The sequence below is a fragment of the Paenibacillus sp. FSL R7-0128 genome (genome assembly GCF_038002245.1).
In the GTDB taxonomy this organism is placed as follows: Bacteria; Bacillota; Bacilli; order Paenibacillales; family Paenibacillaceae; genus Paenibacillus_AQ; species Paenibacillus_AQ silagei.
In genome coordinates, this window is sequence record NZ_JBBOCD010000001.1 from 4417356 (window position 1) to 4436042 (window position 18687).

Annotated in this window: 15 protein-coding genes; all 15 read right to left on the reverse strand. The window is 53.1% G+C overall.

Going from position 1 to position 18687, the window contains the following annotated elements; genetic code table 11:
- Positions 1 to 131: 131 nt before the first annotated feature.
- On the reverse strand, positions 132 to 584 hold the full coding sequence (dut, locus tag NST26_RS18310; RefSeq protein WP_036724736.1) for a dUTP diphosphatase: 453 nt from the start codon (positions 582 to 584) through the stop codon (positions 132 to 134).
- A complete protein-coding gene (locus tag NST26_RS18315) occupies positions 556 to 1821 on the reverse strand; it encodes a M16 family metallopeptidase (protein WP_036724735.1) in 1266 nt (421 codons plus the stop codon). The genes dut and NST26_RS18315 overlap by 29 nt, the downstream gene beginning before the upstream one ends.
- Before the next feature lie 79 nt (positions 1822 to 1900).
- Positions 1901 to 2887, reverse strand: coding sequence for a polysaccharide deacetylase family protein (locus NST26_RS18320; protein ID WP_209879023.1), 987 nt, complete (start codon positions 2885 to 2887; stop codon positions 1901 to 1903).
- Between the two features lie 263 nt (positions 2888 to 3150).
- Complete coding sequence (pnp, locus tag NST26_RS18325; RefSeq protein ID WP_036724732.1) at positions 3151 to 5253, reverse strand: polyribonucleotide nucleotidyltransferase; 2103 nt, start codon at positions 5251 to 5253, stop codon at positions 3151 to 3153.
- A 224-nt stretch (positions 5254 to 5477) separates the two neighbouring features.
- Positions 5478 to 5747: a 30S ribosomal protein S15 gene (rpsO, locus tag NST26_RS18330; RefSeq protein WP_019910460.1), complete on the reverse strand. Its 270-nt coding sequence runs from the start codon at positions 5745 to 5747 to the stop codon at positions 5478 to 5480.
- A 149-nt stretch (positions 5748 to 5896) separates the two neighbouring features.
- Positions 5897 to 6844, reverse strand: coding sequence for a bifunctional riboflavin kinase/FAD synthetase (locus NST26_RS18335; protein ID WP_036724731.1), 948 nt, complete (start codon positions 6842 to 6844; stop codon positions 5897 to 5899).
- Positions 6845 to 6880: 36 nt separating this feature from the next.
- Positions 6881 to 7795 carry a tRNA pseudouridine(55) synthase TruB gene (gene truB, locus NST26_RS18340; protein WP_036724730.1) on the reverse strand — a complete coding sequence of 305 codons (915 nt, stop codon included), beginning with the start codon at positions 7793 to 7795 and terminating at the stop codon, positions 6881 to 6883.
- Positions 7792 to 8769, reverse strand: coding sequence for a DHH family phosphoesterase (locus NST26_RS18345; protein ID WP_036724729.1), 978 nt, complete (start codon positions 8767 to 8769; stop codon positions 7792 to 7794). The genes truB and NST26_RS18345 overlap by 4 nt, the downstream gene beginning before the upstream one ends.
- Before the next feature lie 26 nt (positions 8770 to 8795).
- A complete protein-coding gene (gene rbfA / locus NST26_RS18350) occupies positions 8796 to 9143 on the reverse strand; it encodes a 30S ribosome-binding factor RbfA (protein ID WP_036692621.1) in 348 nt (115 codons plus the stop codon).
- An 18-nt stretch (positions 9144 to 9161) separates the two neighbouring features.
- A complete protein-coding gene (infB, locus tag NST26_RS18355) occupies positions 9162 to 11819 on the reverse strand; it encodes a translation initiation factor IF-2 (RefSeq protein WP_209879032.1) in 2658 nt (885 codons plus the stop codon).
- On the reverse strand, positions 11812 to 12135 hold the full coding sequence (locus tag NST26_RS18360) for a YlxQ family RNA-binding protein (protein ID WP_036724725.1): 324 nt from the start codon (positions 12133 to 12135) through the stop codon (positions 11812 to 11814). Before NST26_RS18360 ends, infB begins: the two co-directional genes overlap by 8 nt.
- Positions 12128 to 12436: an RNase P modulator RnpM gene (gene rnpM, locus NST26_RS18365; RefSeq protein WP_036692616.1), complete on the reverse strand. Its 309-nt coding sequence runs from the start codon at positions 12434 to 12436 to the stop codon at positions 12128 to 12130. Before rnpM ends, NST26_RS18360 begins: the two co-directional genes overlap by 8 nt.
- A 30-nt stretch (positions 12437 to 12466) precedes the next feature.
- Complete coding sequence (gene nusA, locus NST26_RS18370) at positions 12467 to 13564, reverse strand: transcription termination factor NusA (RefSeq protein WP_036724723.1); 1098 nt, start codon at positions 13562 to 13564, stop codon at positions 12467 to 12469.
- 26 nt (positions 13565 to 13590) lie between these two features.
- Positions 13591 to 14058, reverse strand: a complete 468-nt coding sequence (gene rimP, locus NST26_RS18375) for a ribosome maturation factor RimP (protein WP_340940101.1) — start codon at positions 14056 to 14058, stop codon at positions 13591 to 13593.
- Positions 14059 to 14249: 191 nt separating this feature from the next.
- Positions 14250 to 18581, reverse strand: coding sequence for a PolC-type DNA polymerase III (locus NST26_RS18380; RefSeq protein ID WP_036724720.1), 4332 nt, complete (start codon positions 18579 to 18581; stop codon positions 14250 to 14252).
- Between the last annotated feature and the right edge of the window lie 106 nt (positions 18582 to 18687).

Genomic DNA, 18687 nt, shown 5'->3' on the forward strand with positions numbered 1-18687 from the left:
TGAAGAGCGGAGAGGAATTCTAATTACCAACAATACCTATGCACTTAACTAAACTAATAAAAAAAGCTTGCGGCTGCACCCGAAGGTACAATTTCCGCAAGCTTAATAGTACAGCTATGAGTTAAGGACGCTTATTTGCCAGTATGCCCGAAGCCGCCGGCTCCGCGCGCTGTGTCAGACAGCTCATCCACTTCCACCAGAGTCACTTCAGGCACCGCCTGGAATACCATCTGGGCGATCCGCTCGTTACGGGCAATCGCAAATGGCTCCTGCCCCAGATTGATCAGCAGCACCTTAATTTCGCCCCGGTAATCCGCATCGATGGTGCCCGGTGTGTTCAGGCAGGTGATGCCATGCTTCAAGGCCAGCCCGCTGCGCGGACGGATCTGCGCCTCCAGCCCGCCTGGCATCGCCAGGGATATACCGGTGGGGATCAGCGTCCGCTCGCCCGGAGCAAGCACCACAGGCTCTCCTACAGCGGCATACAGGTCATATCCCGAGGCCTGCTCGGACATTTTGCAGGGCAGCAGCACATCCTCATTCCCCGGTAGTTTGTTAATTTGAACGTAATGAGGCAAGATCATCTCTCCTAACATTGGCTATCGCTTTATCAGTGGAGCCTACCATCGCCAGGGACAACGGCTGTGCGAACATAAAGTCCAGCAGAGCATTGATATCATCCATGGTTACAGCTCCGATTTTAGCTATCATTTCATCCAGCGTATCCTGACGGCCAAGCATCAGCTCATTTTTGCCCATCCGGTTCATCCGGCTGCCCGTGCTCTCCAGACTGAGAATCAGGCTGCCCTTGAGCTGCTCCTTGCCTTTACGCAGTTCGTCCTCGCTCAGACCGTTCACAGCCAGATCACGCAGCATCTCTTTGATCAGCTCTGTCACTTCCTTGGTCTGCTTCGGCGCTGTCCCGGCATACACCGTGAACAAGCCGCTGTCAGCCTGGGCACTGTGGTACGAGAAGACGGAATAGGCCAGACCGCGCTTCTCGCGGATCTCCTGGAACAGCCGGGAGCTCATGCCGCCGCCGAACGCATTGTTGAGGAGTGCCATCGGATATTGCAGCGGCCCGCCGCTGCGGACGCCCGGCAAGGAGATGCAGATGTGATTCTGCTCGGTCTTCTTTTTGTGGAACACCAGCTCCCCCTGATATGCAGGCTCAGTCAGCACCGGCGCTTCACCATGATTCGTGAAGGAACCGAAATGCTGCTCCAGCAGCGGAATCAGACCGTCGTTAATATTACCGGCTACGCTGATCACTGTATTCTCGATGGTGTACTGCTCCTTCATGTAAGCACGCAGATCATCCGGCGTCATCTCCAGCAGGCGTTCCTTCAGCCCGAGGATCGTATAGGCCAGCGGGTGCTCACCGTAAGCGGCAGCACACATCAGCTCATGGACAAGATCATCCGGCGTGTCCTCGCACATGGCGATTTCCTCCAGGATTACATTCTTCTCCTTGGCCAGCTCCTCGGCATCCATCCGTGAGCGGAAGAACATATCTGCCAGCACATCCACAGCAATCGGCAGATGCTCATCCAGCACCTTCGCATAAAAGCATGTATATTCCTTCGAGGTAAACGCATTGACGTTCCCGCCAATGGCATCGAACTGTTCGGCAATATCCTTGGCGCTATAGCGGTCAGTCCCCTTAAAGAGCATATGCTCGATGAAATGGGAAATCCCGTTGTTCAGCGGGTTCTCATTACGGGAGCCCGTCTTGACCCAGATTCCGAAAGATACGGACCGGCCGGTCGGGATCTTCTCGGTCACCACCCGGAGTCCGTTCGATAATAATATTTTGTCCAATGTGTAATCCTCCTGGCACAGCCCCTGGTTCTGTCTGTATTTGTTATTCGCGCCTCTTATCCTATCAGAAATAGGGCGTTCACTCAACTTCCGCAGTCATGATACGCTCAGCGGAGAGTGTCTGACTGACGGTTCCCAGCTGCAGGCCCTTGGCTCTGATCCCCCGGATCATCCCTCTCAGCGCTTGCGAGGAGGATGCTGTCGGATGCATCAGGATTAACGTTCCCGGCTCTACCCGGCTGCTGATCTTGGCAACAACCGATTCGGGGGACGGATTGCGCCAATCGACCGTATCCAGCGTCCACAGCACCGTCTTCAGTCCCAGTGAGGCGGCGATCTCCACCGTCTGCTGGTTAAAGTCGCCTGACGGCGGAGCAAACCACTTGTTCGTCACACCCAGGCTTTCCTTCAGCAGCTTCTGCGTCTTCTCAATCTCGGCAGTAGCACGTGTCCGGCTTAGACTACTCATCTTAGGATGCGTATACGCATGGTTCTCCACCTCATGCCCACGCTTCAGCATCTCTGCTGCAAGCTCCTTGTTGCGGCTTAACCAGCTTCCGTCCAGAAAAAAGGTAGCCTTCACCTTCTCTGCATCCAGAATGTCCAGCATCGGACGGATATACTCATTCCCCCAGGCCACATTAATCATCAGCGAGGCCATCGGCTTCGCCGGATTCCCCCGGTAAATCGGCTGCGCTCCCAGATCATCCAGTGATACCTTAGGCTTAATCTGGCGGTACAATAGCTTAAGGCCTGCTTCGGGTCCCCGTAAAAGCGCGCTCCGGTAGGTTGCCTCTACATCGACCTCCAGCCCGTTATACCCTGGTATGGCTTTCCATACCCGGTCCACAACAGCATTCACCGGCTGCGCATTCAGCGCCTCGGCACGGCGGGTAATCTGCGCGCGCAGATCATCCTCCGCCTGATTCATTGCATAGCTCATCACGGTGGCCTCCGCCTGAGGCTTAAGCCCGGCAATCATCTCTTTCACGGGTCCATTCGTGCTGCCAATTCCAATGACTACTGCGATGCAAGCCAGCACGAGCGCCGCCTTGTCCGTCTTCATGACGTTATACCTCCCCGGCACAAACGGTCTGTTCCGTCTCCGCACCAGGGTCAAGCCGTGCGGGGACGCTTTGTCCCAGCCTATGTATGAAGGGTGCAAATTATGCATACTCGTCAATGCCGCCTTCAAGCGGGTATGGTATAACCGTCAGTCAGGACGGTACTGCTGCGTATACTTTTCCAAAAAAAAGAGGCAGAACCGTCCTGCTTCTGTCTCTTCTTCATCTCTATAGTTGGAATATCGGTGAAGCGGCGGCGTAAGAATTACGCCTTCGCTCCGCTCTCAGAAGTCAGAACTGCTTTGCGCGACAGGTTGACGCGGCCTTGCTGGTCGATCTCCGTTACCTTCACGGTAATGGTGTCGCCTATCGCTACAACATCTTCCACTTTAGCTACACGATCAGTGGACAACTGGGAGATATGCACGAGGCCGTCTTTACCAGGGATCAATTCAACGAAAGCGCCGAATTTCTCGATGCGTCTAACGGTTCCCACATAAATCTCACCAACCACTACTTCCTTCACAATTCCTTCGATGATGCCACGGGCCTTCTGGATCATAGCTTCGTCAGAAGAACCGATAAATACGCGGCCATCCTGTTCGATGTCGATCTTCACGCCGGTTTCTTCAATGATCTTGTTGATGATTTTACCGCCAGCACCGATCACATCACGGATCTTGTCCGGATTGATATTGATGATAATGATCTTCGGAGCATATTTAGACAGGCTCGGTCTTGGAGCAGCAATCGCTTCATTCATTTTACCCAAAATGAACATCCGGCCTTCTCTGGCTTGCTCAAGCGCTTCATGCAGAATTTTGCGGTCGATGCCGTCGATTTTGATATCCATCTGAATCGCCGTTACTCCTTCTGCTGTACCTGCTACCTTGAAGTCCATATCGCCGAGGTGATCTTCCATGCCTTGAATATCGGTCAGGATGGACACATGCTCCCCGTCCTTGATCAGACCCATCGCTACACCGGCTACAGGCGCCTTGATAGGTACCCCTGCATCCATCATCGCCAGAATGCTGGCACAGATACTTGCCTGGGAGGTGGAGCCATTGGATTCAATCGCTTCGGATACCAGACGGATGGTGTACGGGAATTCAGTCTCACTTGGAATCACCTTGGACAATGCGCGTTCACCGAGTGCCCCGTGGCCGATCTCGCGGCGTCCCGGTGCTCTTAGCGGACGGGCTTCCCCAACGCTGAACGGAGGGAAGTTGTAATGGTGCATGAAGCGCTTGGTTTCAGCCGGATCAATACCATCCAGAATCTGCACATCGCCCAGTGCACCCAGTGTACATACGCTGAGGATCTGTGTCTGGCCGCGTGTGAACAGACCGGAACCGTGCGTACGCGGCAGCAGCGCTGTATCACATTCGATCGGACGGATCTCGTCCAGCTTACGTCCATCCGGACGAACCTTGTCATGCGTGATCAGTCGTCTAACTTCATCCTTCACGATATCATGCAGGGCTTCCTTAACATCCTTAAGAAGCTCTGGGGTTTCTATGTATTTCTCTGCGAAATACGTCACCGCTTCGTTGTTCACCAGATCGATAGCATCCTGACGGGCATGCTTCTCGGCAATTCTTACGGCTTCCACCAGACGACTCTCTGCAAAAGCACGAACCTCTGTATTGACATCCGCATTAACCGCATGCAGCTTCACAGCCATCTTCTCTTTACCGGCAACGGCTACGAGCTGTTCAATCACAGCCACAATCTTGCGGACCTCGTCATGACCGAACATGATCGCTTCAAGCATCACTTCTTCAGTCACTTCATTGGCTTCAGCTTCCACCATCATGATGGCATCCTTCGTACCGGCCACAACCACATAAATATCGCTGATTGCCTGCTGGGCTTGATCAGGGTTGATGATGAATTCTCCGTTAATCCGGCCGACAGCCACGCCGCCGATTGGTCCGTTGAACGGCACATCGGAAATACTGAGCGCAGCGGAAGTACCGATCATGGCAGCAATATCAGGCGCACAGTCCTGATCCACGCTCATTACCAGGTTCAAGACTTGAACGTCATTACGGAATCCTTCCGGGAACAATGGACGAATGGGACGGTCTGTCAGACGACTGGACAGAATCGCTTTCTCGCTCGGACGTCCTTCACGTTTGATGAATCCGCCAGGGATTTTGCCTACTGCATATAATCTTTCCTCATAATTCACTGTAAGCGGGAAGAAATCCAGATCTTTAGGCTCACTGGAAGCTGTAACCGTACACAATACTGAAGTATCTCCGTAACGCACCATCACGGCTGCGTTCGCTTGTTTGGCCAGACGGCCTGTTTCCAGCACAAGGCGTCTTCCGCCCAGCTGCATTTCCACACGTTGTTCCATAAAACCCCTCCTTGAATGGTAATAATACGTTCCTGTATGTTCTACAAGCAAAAACGGCTTGTCCTCCGCAGAAGTGCTATAGCCGTTTTTGCGAATGCTATCAACTTGTCAACTGTAAAAGTTTACCCTAAATTTTCAAAAAGCAACCCGGCTGTCCCGCTGTCGCTCGTAAGAAGGACATACGGTATACAACCAGGCTGCTTTTGGGCTTAGCTTATGGAAAATTAACGACGCAATCCCAGTTTTTCGATCAGGGCGCTGTAACGTCTGATGTCTTTGTTCTTCAAATACGCCAGCAGTTTACGACGTTGTCCAACCATCTTCAGCAGTCCGCGGCGGGAATGATGATCCTTCTTGTGCGTACGCAAGTGGTCAGTCAAATTAACGATGTTCTCCGTAAGGATAGCAACTTGCACCTCAGGGGATCCGGTATCGGATTCATGAGTTTTGTGCTCGTCGATCAATTGATGTTTACGTTCTTGAGTCAATGCCATCCTGTTCACCTCCTTCATTATAATCGCCAGTAGCCTCGTCACCGTCGGTGAGAACAAGTAACCAAGCTAAGGTTCACATGCTGTCATTCCAGCAACGTTAATCAGTATAGCACCTTCACAGGCAAAAGTAAACGGCTTGTCCGGAAAGATTAGGAATGATATCCCAGCATCCCTTTGGCCGTCTCAGCATCTGCGCCGATCTGTGCAATTAAGGCCTGGATAGACTCAAATTTGCGCTCTGAGCGGATATAGGAGACCAGCTCCACCTTAAGCTCCTGCCCATAGATATCTGAGGCAAAATCAAACAGGTGAACCTCAAAGCTCGGAGTGGTCACGCCTTCGTGAAATGTTGGCTTCACGCCGACATTCATCACCCCGTACAAGACCTCGTCCCGGTAAAAGACCTTGACGGCGTAAACGCCCTTGGCCGGAATCACATAGCGGTCTTCGAGCTGCAGGTTCGCGGTCGGAAAGCCGATGGTCCGGCCCCGCTTCTCCCCGTGACCGACGATACCGCGCAGGTGATAACAACGTCCAAACCAGGCATTGGCCTTATCCAGTTCCCCGCTCAGCAAGCTCTTGCGGATACCCGAGCTGCTGACCTTCTCTCCTTCAAGCAGGAACGGGGCGACCGTCTCTACCTTCATCGCACCCTGTCCCAGCTCCGCAAGCGTGTCCGCATCTCCCCCGCCCATGTAGCCGAAGCGGAAGTCGAACCCAACAACTGCAGTTATAATCTGCAGCGGAAGCAGCATTACAGAGACAAAATCCGCCGGACTCACCCGGGAGAGCTCTTCATTAAATTCAATTATATATAAAAGCTCAACACCCATCCCGGCAAGCAGCTCCTGCTTATCCTTAGAAGGGGTTAAATATCCCTCATAATCCCCCTTGCCCATAACATCCTTGGGATGGGGGTAGAAGGTCATCACCGCAGCGGGTACACCTGCCTCGCGGGCAAGAGCAACAGCTGATGTGATGACACTGGCATGCCCGAGGTGCAGTCCATCGAACTGTCCCAGAGCAACTACTTGAGGCTGCGCGTACTGTGCTGCCGCCTCAGGCAGCATCGGATAGCTTAACGTTACGGTTCTCACGCTGTTTCTCACCTACATTCGCAAATAAATTAAAGTTTAGACCTGGGCAAACACCTTGACAGGTGCAATAGCTCCGGTAGCCTCCAAAGCATAAATACCGAGGAACTCCCCTTGCTGATCATAGAGACGGAAATCTCCGGCCTGCTTCACTTCCGGCATTACAAAACGGGACGACAGACGCTGCCCCTGCAGGGCTGATTTCTTCTTCTCTGCCGCAACGGTATGTCTGGGTAAATGTGAAATCGCCTCGTCGGCAGCAATCAGATGCTCATCCAGTGTGCCGCCTTCCTTGTATTCAGCGATTTGCTCCAGAGTCAGGCAATGACTGGCCGAGATCCCGGCCGACATCGTCCGCTCCAGCTTCACCATCACACCGGGAAGACCAAGCTTCCGTCCGATATCTACACAGAGGGTGCGGATATAGGTTCCCTTGGAGCATAACGCCCGGAAAGTGATCTCCGGATAGTTGCCGTTCCAGACCATTTCCTGCATCTCAATCTCATAAATCTCCACTTCACGGCTCTTGCGCTCTACGGTCTTGCCTTCCCGGGCCAGCTCGTACAGACGCTTGCCGTCCACCTTCACTGCGGAATACATCGGCGGTACCTGTGAGATCACGCCCTGAAAGGAGTTCAGCACAGCCAGCACTTCGGCTTCTGTGATATGAACCTCCTCAACAGATTCCGTAATCGTGCCGGTCAGGTCCTCTGTATCGCTGGCCATTCCCAGCCGCAGTGTGGCAACATATTCCTTGGGCAGCTCCTGGATATACTCAACTACTCTAGTAGCCCGTCCCAGACAGAGCGGCAATACACCAGTTACCTGAGGATCAAGTGTCCCGGTATGTCCAATCCGTTTCATGCCCAGAATGCGCCGCGCCTTGGCCACAACATCATGTGAAGTGAACCCTGCCGGCTTATATACAGCCAGAACTCCTGTAAGCTCACTCATAAATGACGTTTGACCTCCTCAAGCACCTGTGCCACAGCTTCTTCCAGACTTCCATTAATACGCGCGCCCGCTGCCCGGGTGTGTCCGCCGCCGCCGAAGGCTTGCGCAAGTAGCGCCACATCCACCTTACCTGCTGAACGCAGGCTGGCCTTCACCGCATGGTCATCAATGACCTTGAACAGAATGCCTACCTCTACCCCGCGGATATTACGGGGATAGTTGACAATCCCTTCAAGATCCTCATTGGCCGCTCCACAGTCCAGCATATCCTGAGGTGTAACATACACCCAGGCTATATCTCCTTCAGGACTAAGCTGTAATGTGCTAAGTGCGCGGTTGAGCACCTTAACCTGGGGAAGCGTCATCTCTTCCAGCAGGGTCTCTGCCAGGTCCGGTCCATTCACACCCAGTGCCAGCAGCTCGGATACCGCCGCCATCACTTTAGGAGAAGTATTGCTGTAACGGAAACCGCCGGTATCCGTCAACAGCCCGGTATAAATGGCTGTGGCAATATCAATATCCCATTCCAATTCAAAGGTCTTCAGCAGATCGAACAGAATCTCTGCTGTCGCTGCCGCATCCGGCTTGATGAGATTCACCGCGCCGTAGCCGTTGTTCGTTGGATGATGGTCTATATTCAAGATCAGGGCATCACTGGTGAAATGCTGCTGTGTCAGTCCTACACGCTGGAAATCCGCACAGTCAACACATATCACATGGCCGTACTGGCGGGGCAAAGAACCTTCAGACAGATTGACAATCTGATCGGCATGCCATAAGTATTCCATCCGCTGCGGAATCTGGCCTTCATTCAGCATCAGATATTTTTTGCCCAGACATGAGAGAAGCCAGCCCACCGCGAGGGTGGAGCTGACTGCATCTCCGTCCGGCTGAACATGCGACACTACAAGATAATCGTCGTGTTCCAGCAGAAACTTACGCGTCTGCTGGAGACTTTGTTCATAGCTCTGCATTCGCCGTCTCCTTTATGTTCCGTAGCCTATTCGTTTTTGCCGATTTCGCCGAGCAGCTTCTCAATATGACTTCCGTAAGCAACGGATTCGTCAATCTTGAAGATCAGCTCAGGCGTATGGCGCAGGCGGATCGCTTTGCCAAGCTCCGAGCGGAGAAAGCCATTAGCTTTCTCAATCGCTCTAAGCGAGTCTGACTTCTGCTCCTCGTCCCCGAATACGCTCAGGTATACCTTGGCCTGTGACAGATCGTTCGTCACATCTACGCCAGTTACAGTTACGAACCCGACACGCGGGTCCTTCAGTCCGCTCTGGATGAGCTGGCTCAGCTCTTTCTTAATCTGCTCGCCAACCCGTCCCGCTCTGATTTTAGACATCTTATTTCACCTCTTCGCTTAGCGCTCTACCGTTTCCATGATGAATGCTTCGATGATGTCGCCTTCAAGGACATCATTATAGCGTTCCAAAGTTATGCCACATTCATAACCCTGTGCCACTTCTTTTGCATCATCTTTGAAACGTTTCAAGGTGTCGATTTTGCCTGTGAAGACAACGATACCGCTGCGGATCAGGCGCATTTCAGCATTGCGGGTAATTTTGCCGTCGGTAACCATACAACCTGCGACACTGCCCACTTTGCTGATTTTGAATACGTTGCGCACTTCAGCGTGGCCGATAACGTTCTCTTTAAAGATAGGATCAAGCATGCCCTTCATGGCACTTTCAATCTCTTCAATGACATTGTAGATGATGTTATGCAGACGCACATCCACCTTCTCCTGCTCAGCTGCCGCTTTCGTCTGGGCATCCGGACGAACGTTGAAGCCAATCACAATAGCATTGGAAGCTGCTGCCAGGGTAATATCGGATTCTGTAATCGCGCCGGCACCGCTGTGAAGGATCTTCACGCGTACGCCTTCCACTTCGATCTTGGCCAAGGAGCCCTTAAGCGCCTCTACCGAACCCTGAACGTCACCCTTGATGATTACGTTAAGATCCTTGATCTCGCCGTCCTTGATGTGCTTGAACAGATCATCCAGCGTAACGCGGGTGTTCGTGTTCAGCTCAGACTGGCGCTGCGATGTAGAACGTCTGTCAGAGATTGCGCGTGCTTTACGCTCATCTTCGAAGGCCATGAACGGATCGCCCGCCTGCGGCACCTCGGTCAGACCGGTAATTTCCACTGGAGTGGAAGGTCCCGCTTCCTTGATTTTGCGTCCCTTGTCATTCACCATGGCACGTACGCGGCCGAAGCAGTTACCCGCTACAAATGCGTCTCCGACCTTCAGTGTACCGTTCTGTACGAGAATACGGGCAACCGGTCCACGGTTCTTGTCAAGCTCAGCTTCTATAACAGTACCGCGTGCCCGTTTGTCCGGGTTCGCCTTGTACTCATTCACTTCGGCAACGAGCAGGATCATTTCCAGCAGCTCTTCAAGGTTAATGCGCTGCTTAGCCGACAGGTTGACGAAGATTGTATCGCCGCCCCACTCTTCCGGCACCAGCTCATAGCTTGTAAGCTCCTGCTTCACCTTGTCAGGGTCTGCGCCCGGCTTATCGATCTTGTTAACTGCTACAATGATCGGAAGTCCGGCTGCCTTGGCATGGTTGATCGCTTCTACAGTCTGAGGCATTACGCCGTCATCTGCCGCTACAACGATAATCGTCATATCTGTAACCTGGGCACCACGGGCACGCATTGCGGTGAACGCTTCATGGCCCGGAGTATCAAGGAATGTGATTTTCTTATGATTAATCTCAACCTGATAAGCACCGATATGCTGCGTAATTCCGCCTGCTTCGCCGCCGGATACATTCGTGGAACGGATAGCATCGAGCAAGGTTGTTTTACCATGGTCAACGTGACCCATGATCGTTACAACCGGTGGCCGTGTCATCAGATCGTCTTCGGAATCATTCTCTTCAACGGTCTCGAAGCTGTCTTCGTCAACCGGAATCTTCACTTCTACTTCTACGCCGAATTCGCCGGCCAGCAGCAGAATCGTATCGATATCAAGCTCCTGATTGATGGTGGCCATAACCCCCATCGAGATCAGCTTCTTAATCACTTCCGAAGCATCCTTGTGAAGCAGCTTCGCGGTTTCACCCACGGTCATGCTGCCACGGACAATGATCTTCTTAGGTGTGTTGTCAATCTTCTCACGATATACGGTCGGCTGGTTTCTGCCGCGGTTGTTCTTGCCGCCACGGCCGCGATAGTTGCCGCCCTTGTTGTCGTCGTAACGTTTCTGGCCGCTGTTGTTGCCGCCAGGTCTGCCGCCAGTGGTATTCTTCTTAGGGCCGTCATTGCGTGAGAAACCTCCGCCTGCATTGCCTTGACCTGACGGACGGTCACCTGTACGTGGTGCGCCGCCTTGTCCTTGCGGACGGCTGCCAGTAGAGCTGCCCTGTGGGCGGCTTCCGCTAGTAGAACTGCCTTGTGGACGGCTTCCGCCAGTAGAGCTGCCTTGCGGACGGCTGCCAGTGGAGCTGCCCTGTGGGCGGCTTCCGCCAGTAGAACTGCCTTGTGGACGGCTTCCGCCAGTGGAGCTGCCCTGTGGGCGGCTGCCGGTGGAGCTGCCTTGCGGGCGGCTGCCAGTCGAACTGCTTTGCGGACGGCTGCTGCTTGAACTGCCCTGCGGGCGGGAATTCTGAGCGGAGCCTGATGTTTGTGTTCTGCGGGAATCTTGTCCGCTTTGGGGCCTTGGGGACGTCGTCGATTGGTTGTTGTTTTGGTTACTGTTCATACCTACCTGCTTTTCCGAATGAATTTTGTTGGTATTCTGAGCACTGCGTACTTCGGCGGTTACCGCACCGGTAGTCACTACCGGACGGCTGCTGGTGCCGTTGTCCCGCTTGGCTGCAGCGTTTGACTTGATGTCCTTGAAGAATTGTTCAACTTTGTTCACGGAGCCATTCTCCATGACACTCATATGATTATTCACCGGGACATCCAAACGCTTCAGAATGGTAATAATTTCTTTACTGCTCATGTTCAAAGACTTGGCATATTCGTATACGCGCAGCTTATCCTTATTATCTTCTTTAGTCAATAACTCCACCTCCGACAGTATCTCCAAGCGTTCTGGAGATCATTTCCGCGAATCCTTTATCCGTAACGGCCAGCACCACGCGCTGGTCCTTACCAATACTTGCACCGAGTTCATCCCGGTGAAATGCGATTACTAGTGGAATATCGTAGGTTCCGCATTTATCGCGGAACTTCTTCTGGGTATTATCTGAAGCGTCACCTGCCAGGACGACCAGCTTCGCCTCTGAAGACCGCACTGCCTTAAGCACAGCCTCATCGCCGGTGACAATCTTGCCTGCTCTCATCGCAAGCCCTAAATAAGAAAGTGTCTTACTCATTGTCCTCACTATCCTTCGCTGCCAAAAACTGCTCCTCCACGGATGCAAAATCCCGGGCAAGCTGGGCATAGATTTCAGGACTGACCTGACATTTCAATGCCCGGTCAAGTGCTTTGGTCTTCTGTGCTAGCTTAAAGTATTCCAGTTTACCGCAGATATAAGCGCCACGGCCCGACTTCTTGCCTGTCAGGTCGATCAGCACCTCGCCTTCAGGCGTTCTCACCACGCGAATCAGCTCTTTCTTGGGCATCATCTCCTGGCTGGCAACGCATTTACGCAGCGGCACCTTTCTTTGCTTCATAACAAAGCACCTCCCGTCAGTCAGCATTCATTAATCGATGGAGACGGAATCCTGATGCATTTCATCATTGGACGATCTGGGTCTACCGTATTCCTGCTCCGCCTGCGTCTCGCTCTTGATATCGATCTTCCAGCCGGTCAGCTTGGCGGCAAGACGGGCATTCTGCCCCTTGATGCCGATAGCCAGCGACAGCTGATAGTCAGGAACAATGACGCGGGCCATTTTCTCAGCTTCAAAGACCTGAACCTCAAGCACCTTGGACGGGCTAAGAGCATTGGCTACGTACTCCTGCACCAGCTCGGAATATCTGACGATATCAATCTTCTCACCACGAAGCTCAGTCACGATGGTCTGTACACGCGTGCCTCTCGGTCCTACGCAGGAGCCCACCGGGTCAACTTCAGGATTGCGTGAGAACACGGCGATCTTGGAGCGGAAGCCGGCTTCGCGGGCAACGGAACGAATCTCCACCACCCCGTCAAAAATCTCCGGCACCTCCAGCTCGAACAGACGCTTCAGGAGACCCGGATGACTGCGGGACAGCATGATCTGCGGTCCTTTGGTCGTGTTCTCCACCTTGGTGATATAAGCCTTGATGCGCTCGCTCTGCTTGAACTTCTCTCCAGGCATCAGCTCGCTCAGCGGAAGAACCGCCTCGATTTTGCCAAGATCCACATAGATATTGCGCATATCCTGACGCTGTACAAGGCCGGTAACAATATCATCTTCCTTGTCGATAAAAGCGTTATAGATCAGGCCGCGTTCCGCTTCACGGATACGCTGGGTAACCACCTGCTTCGCAGTCTGGGCGGCAATGCGGCCGAAATCACGCGGCGTGACTTCCTGCTCAGCGATGTCCTCCAGCTGGAAATGCGGGTTGATCTCCCGGGCAGCCAGGAGTGAGATCTCAGTCCGTGCATCGAGAACCTCCTCCACAATCAGCTTGCGGGCAAACACCTTGATTACGCCTGTGTTGCGGTTCATATCCACACGCACATTCTGCGCCGCATTGAAATTGCGTTTATAGCTGGAGATCAGCGCCGCTTCGATGGCTTCGAACAGCACATCCTTGCTGATGCCTTTCTCCCTTTCCAGTTCATTCATAGCTTCAATAAACTCCATACTCATGAAATTCCGGTCCCCCTTTCAAGACGTTAAAAAATAATGGCCAATCTCGCACTGGCGACCTTGGCGTAAGGTACCACATGTTCTTTTTTGCCCGCGGAGATGAGCAGTTCCTCGTTCTCGAACGAGAGCAACCGGCCTTCGAATTCTTTGAGTCCTTGAATCGGCTCATAGACCGTTACATATACGTCCTTGCCCACTGCCTTGGCGACATCCGCAGCTTTCTTGAGCGGACGCTCAGCTCCCGGCGAGGAGACTTCAAGGAAATACGCTTCGGAGAACGGATCATTCTCATCCAGCTTCTGGCTGATATATTCGCTGATGGACCCGCAGTCATCGATATCGATGCCGCCCTCTTTGTCTACGAATACGCGCAGAAACCAGTTGGAGCCTTCCTTCACGTATTCAACGTCCACCAGTTCGAAACCATTGTCCTCGAGATAGGACCCGAGCAGCTGCTCTACCGTTTGTTTAATTTTGGATTTGGGTGTGCTCAAAAGAAGATTACCTCCACGAACTTGTCTTTTGCTATATACCAAAGATAAAGAGTGGGTTTCCCCACTCTTTACACAACGGACTTATCTCATTATTACCAAAAAAATTATACCATAGTGAGGCAGCACTGACAAGTACCAGCCCTTGACTCCCCTTTTTAAAGGACTCTATATGCTATCACTTAAGCCGGTTGTTAGAACAGTGAAAGCTGGTTGCTCTCCGGCAATCCCCGGAAGCAGCCCATTCCCGTGAGCAGCTCAATCACCGTTTTACTGGCCTTGGATTTCTGCTGGAAATCCTCAATGGAGAGGAATTCTCCTGCGTCCTTGGCAGCAGCGATATTAATCGCAGCATTATCCCCGATTCCCGCAAGCGAGGAGAATGGAGGAATCAGGCTCGTACCGTCTACCGTAAATTTGGTAGCGTCCGAGCGGTACAGATCAATGTTCTTGAAGGTGAAGCCGCGTGCGGTCATCTCCAGGGCCATCTCCAGGACCGGAAGCATGGCTTTTTCCTTAGGCAGCGCCTGGAAGCCCTTGGCTTCGATCTCTACCAGCTGGCGCGCAATGGCTTCGTAGCCTTTGCAGCACAGCTCGATATCGAAATCCGCCGCGCGGACCGAGAAGTAAGTCGCATAGTATTCTATCGGATGATACAGCTTGAAGAAGGCTGTTCGCACCGCTGAAATAACATAAGCCGCGGCATGGGCCTTCGGGAACATATACTGGATTTTGAGACAGGAATCAATGTACCACTGCGGCACCTTGCAATTCTTCATCTCTTCAATCCACTCCGGCGGCAAGCCCTTCCCTTTACGCACGCTCTCCGTAATTTTGAAGGCCAGACTGGCATCCATGCCCGCCTTATAGATCAGATAGAGCATAATATCATCACGGCAGCCGATTACCGTCTTAATGTTGCAGGTGTTGTTCTTGATCAGCTCCTGGGCATTTCCCAGCCACACGCCGGTTCCATGGGACAGCCCCGAAATCTGCAGCAAATCGGCAAAGCTGGACGGCTTCGCTTCGACAAGCATCTGGCGGACGAACTTCGTCCCCATCTCGGGCACTCCATAAGTGGCTACCGGGGTGCGGATCTGATCCGGCCTTACCCCGAGCGCATCCGTAGAGTTGAACATACTCATCACCTTCGGATCATTCATTGGAATGGTCGTCGGGTCGACGCCAGTCAGATCCTGCAGCATCCGCATCATCGTCGGATCATCGTGGCCGAGAATATCGAGCTTGAGCAGGTTGGCATCGAAGGCGTGATAGTCGAAATGGGTAGTCTTCCACTCGGCTGTAACATCATCCGCCGGGAACTGCACCGGAGTGATATCTTCGATCTCCATGTAGTCCGGCAAAACAACGATACCGCCGGGATGCTGCCCCGTACTGCGCTTCACACCGGTACAGCCGGCGGCAAGCCGTCCAACCTCCGCGCCGCGCCAGCGCTTCTGGTGATGCTCCTCATATTTCTTAGTGAAGCCGAAGGCGGTCTTCTCCGCCACTGTACCGATGGTTCCCGCGCGGAATACATTGTCCGGACCGAACATTGTTTTGGTAAAATTATGGGCGTTCGGCTGATACTCCCCGGAGAAGTTAAGGTCGATATCGGGAACCTTGTCCCCTTTGAAGCCCAGGAAGGTCTCAAACGGAATATCCTGCCCTTCTCCCTTAAGCTTGCCGCCGCAATCCGGACAGTCCTTATCCGGCAAGTCAAAGCCGCTCGGCACACTTCCGTCCAGGAACCATTCGCTGTGCCGGCATTCGGAATTGGTGCAGATATAGTGGGCCGGAAGCGGATTAACCTCCGATATTCCAAGGAATGTTGCCACTACCGACGAGCCTACCGAGCCACGGGAACCGACGAGATAACCGTCCTGGTTCGACTTTTTGACCAGCCGTTCCGAGATCAGATAGTTGGCGGAGAACCCGTATTTAATAATCGGGGCAAGCTCCTTCTCCAGACGGGCAACCACAACCTCCGGCAGCTCCTCGCCGTAGATCGATTTGGCAGTGTCATAGCAGGTATTGCGGATCTCATCATCCGCACCTTCAATAATAGGTGTGAAGAGATCGCTTGGAAACAGATCGTATTCCTCGAACCGCTCAGCCAGCTCAACAGTATTCGTTACCACGACTTCCTTCGCTTTGGCTGCACCCAGGTATTCGAACTCGGCAAGCATCTCATCGGTTGTACGGAAGTGGGCATCCGGCTTGTTCTGGTCCTTCAGCGGACTGAACCCGGTAATCCCGTGGATCGTAATATCGCGGAACAGTTTATCGCGCGGCTCCAGATAGTGCACATTCCCAGTGGCTATCACCGGCTTGTTTATCTGCTCGCCAATCTCACAGATTTTGCGTACAACTCCCCGCAGGTCCTCTGGACTCGCTACGAACCCTTTATCCACCAGATGCATGTACATGGTCAGCGGCTGGATTTCCAGCACATCATAGAACTGGGCAACCTCAATCGCCTCTTCTACGGTCTTGTTCAGCACAGCCTCGAAGAACTCGCCCCGCTCACAGCCGGATATGACGAGCAGTCCGTCACGATGCTCTTCAAGCTTCGATTTGGGGATGCAGGGTACCCGCTTGTAGTACTCGGTATGCGACATGGAGATCAGCTTGTAGAGGTTCTTTTTGCCGATGGGATTCAGTGCATAGATGCCGCAGTGAAACGGCCGCACATTCGACAGGTCATTGCCTACATAATCATTCAGCCGGTCCAGCCGGGTCATCCCCTTCATCTTCTCCGCATCGGCCAAGAGACCGTTCAGAATCCCGCCCAGTGCTATCGTATCATCCACCGCACGGTGATGGCTCTCCAGCAGTACCTTGTACTTGTCAGCAAGCGTATTGAGCCGGTGGTTCTTCATTTTGGGGAAGAGCAGACGCGCCAGCTCCAGCGTATCCAGTGAAGGATTCGGCAGCTCCGGCTGCCCCAGCTTCTTCAGAGAAGCTTGAATGAAGCCCATATCGAACCGCGCATTGTGCGCAACGAGAATGCTGTCTCCTACAAACTCCACGAATTCCTTTAGTACCGGTTCCAGATCCGGGGCATCCTTGACCATTTCATCCGTAATGTTCGTCAGCTGCTGGATGTGGTAGGGAATTTTCTCATGCGGATTGACAAAGGTGGTGTAGCGGTCCAGCTCCTTGCCTTCGCACATCTTGATCGCCGCAAGCTCCGTGATGTTATTGCGTGTGATGGACAGCCCCGTGGTCTCGATATCGAAAACGACATAGGTTGCCGTCTTGAGCTCCAGCGGCTGTGCATTCTCCACGATATTGACCGCGTCATTGACGACATTGGCCTCCACACCGTAGAGCATCTTGAGCTTATGCTTATGGGCGGCATGATTCGCATCCGGGAAGCTCTGAACATTGCCATGGTCGGTAACTGCAAGTGCCGGGTGGCCCCATTTCGCAGCTGTTTTGACATAGGCATCAATCGGTGCTACCGCATCCATCGTGCTCATGGTCGTATGCAGGTGGAACTCCACGCGCTTCTCCTTAGCATTGTCCTTACGTGCAGGCGGTGCCGACACCTCGGTCAGATCCGAAGGAATCATCACCAGCTCGGGAATCTGCATGAACCGGTCATATTCCACTTTGCCGCGCGCCCGGACCCATTTGCCGTTAGCCAGCTGACCCATGATCTTCAGCTCTTCCTTGGTCTTCGCGAACATCTTCATCTGCAGGGAATCTGTAAAGTCTGTGATGCAGAAGGTGAACAGCGTATTCCCGTTACGCAGCTCCTTGCTGTCCAGCCCGAAGATCGTCCCCTGGATTGTAATCTTCTTCTCTTCATCCTGAATCTCCAGAATGGAGACGGCCTGCTCCTTAATGTCATTCCCGATCTGAAGCTTAATGACCTCGCCCGGGTCCCCCGCTTCTTCAGGCTCGTCCGGCTCACTGTTCATCATCATCAGCTCTACCAGCTCACGTTGCTCCTGCTGGAGCTTCTGCTGGAATTCCTCATAGGCATCCGCTTTGTTTTTGGTCTCATCCTCGGACATCTGCAGCTTGACCTTGAGAGGGAGCGCGAAGTATTTATCATAATATTTAATAATGGCGGCTTCGATACCCTTTTTGCGGGCCAGTTCGAGCGACATGGAATCGTTCAGGCTTAGGATGAGCGTGCCGTCCTGCAGCTCCTGGCTGGAGCGCGTCAGCCAACCGTTGACGGACGGAATCTCACGCTGGACCCACTCCAGGAACATGCCCCAGTACTCCTGTACAATATCAGCTCTGCTTACAGTATCATCATATAGGAACAAGAAGCTGACCTTGGCAATATGCTGCAGCTTCTCACGCATTCTAAGGATAAATGCCCGGTAGGTCTGGGCGGGAATCAGGGTTGTCTTCGCAATCACGATATGCCAGTCATGGTTGCCGCGGCTAATCTCCACCCGTTCAATCTGTCCGTCTACAAAATAAGGATCAATCATGGCAGGCGGAATCTCCCCCTGCTTCATCAACAGCTCAAATCTCTTTCTTCTCTCCACGTTCTGCTCCATGCATTCCCCACCTAACTCGGCAATATTTGTAAGAAAAAGCCTCCAGCTTAAAAAGCATTGGGTACTTGCGGCCCGCCGACTCCTCTCGCCAGAAGCTGATATAAAA

Coding starts and splice junctions, on each gene's coding strand:
- rbfA (WP_036692621.1), bottom strand. CDS start 9,143: ATGTCTAAAATCAGAGCGGGACGGGTTGGCGAGCAGATTAAGAAAGAG.
- dut (WP_036724736.1), bottom strand. CDS start 584: ATGATCTTGCCTCATTACGTTCAAATTAACAAACTACCGGGGAATGAG.
- rpsO (WP_019910460.1), bottom strand. CDS start 5,747: ATGGCATTGACTCAAGAACGTAAACATCAATTGATCGACGAGCACAAA.
- nusA (WP_036724723.1), bottom strand. CDS start 13,564: ATGAGTATGGAGTTTATTGAAGCTATGAATGAACTGGAAAGGGAGAAA.
- NST26_RS18360 (WP_036724725.1), bottom strand. CDS start 12,135: ATGAGTAAGACACTTTCTTATTTAGGGCTTGCGATGAGAGCAGGCAAG.
- NST26_RS18380 (WP_036724720.1), bottom strand. CDS start 18,581: ATGGAGCAGAACGTGGAGAGAAGAAAGAGATTTGAGCTGTTGATGAAG.
- NST26_RS18345 (WP_036724729.1), bottom strand. CDS start 8,769: ATGCAGAGCTATGAACAAAGTCTCCAGCAGACGCGTAAGTTTCTGCTG.
- rnpM (WP_036692616.1), bottom strand. CDS start 12,436: ATGAAGCAAAGAAAGGTGCCGCTGCGTAAATGCGTTGCCAGCCAGGAG.
- truB (WP_036724730.1), bottom strand. CDS start 7,795: ATGAGTGAGCTTACAGGAGTTCTGGCTGTATATAAGCCGGCAGGGTTC.
- pnp (WP_036724732.1), bottom strand. CDS start 5,253: ATGGAACAACGTGTGGAAATGCAGCTGGGCGGAAGACGCCTTGTGCTG.
- NST26_RS18320 (WP_209879023.1), bottom strand. CDS start 2,887: ATGAAGACGGACAAGGCGGCGCTCGTGCTGGCTTGCATCGCAGTAGTC.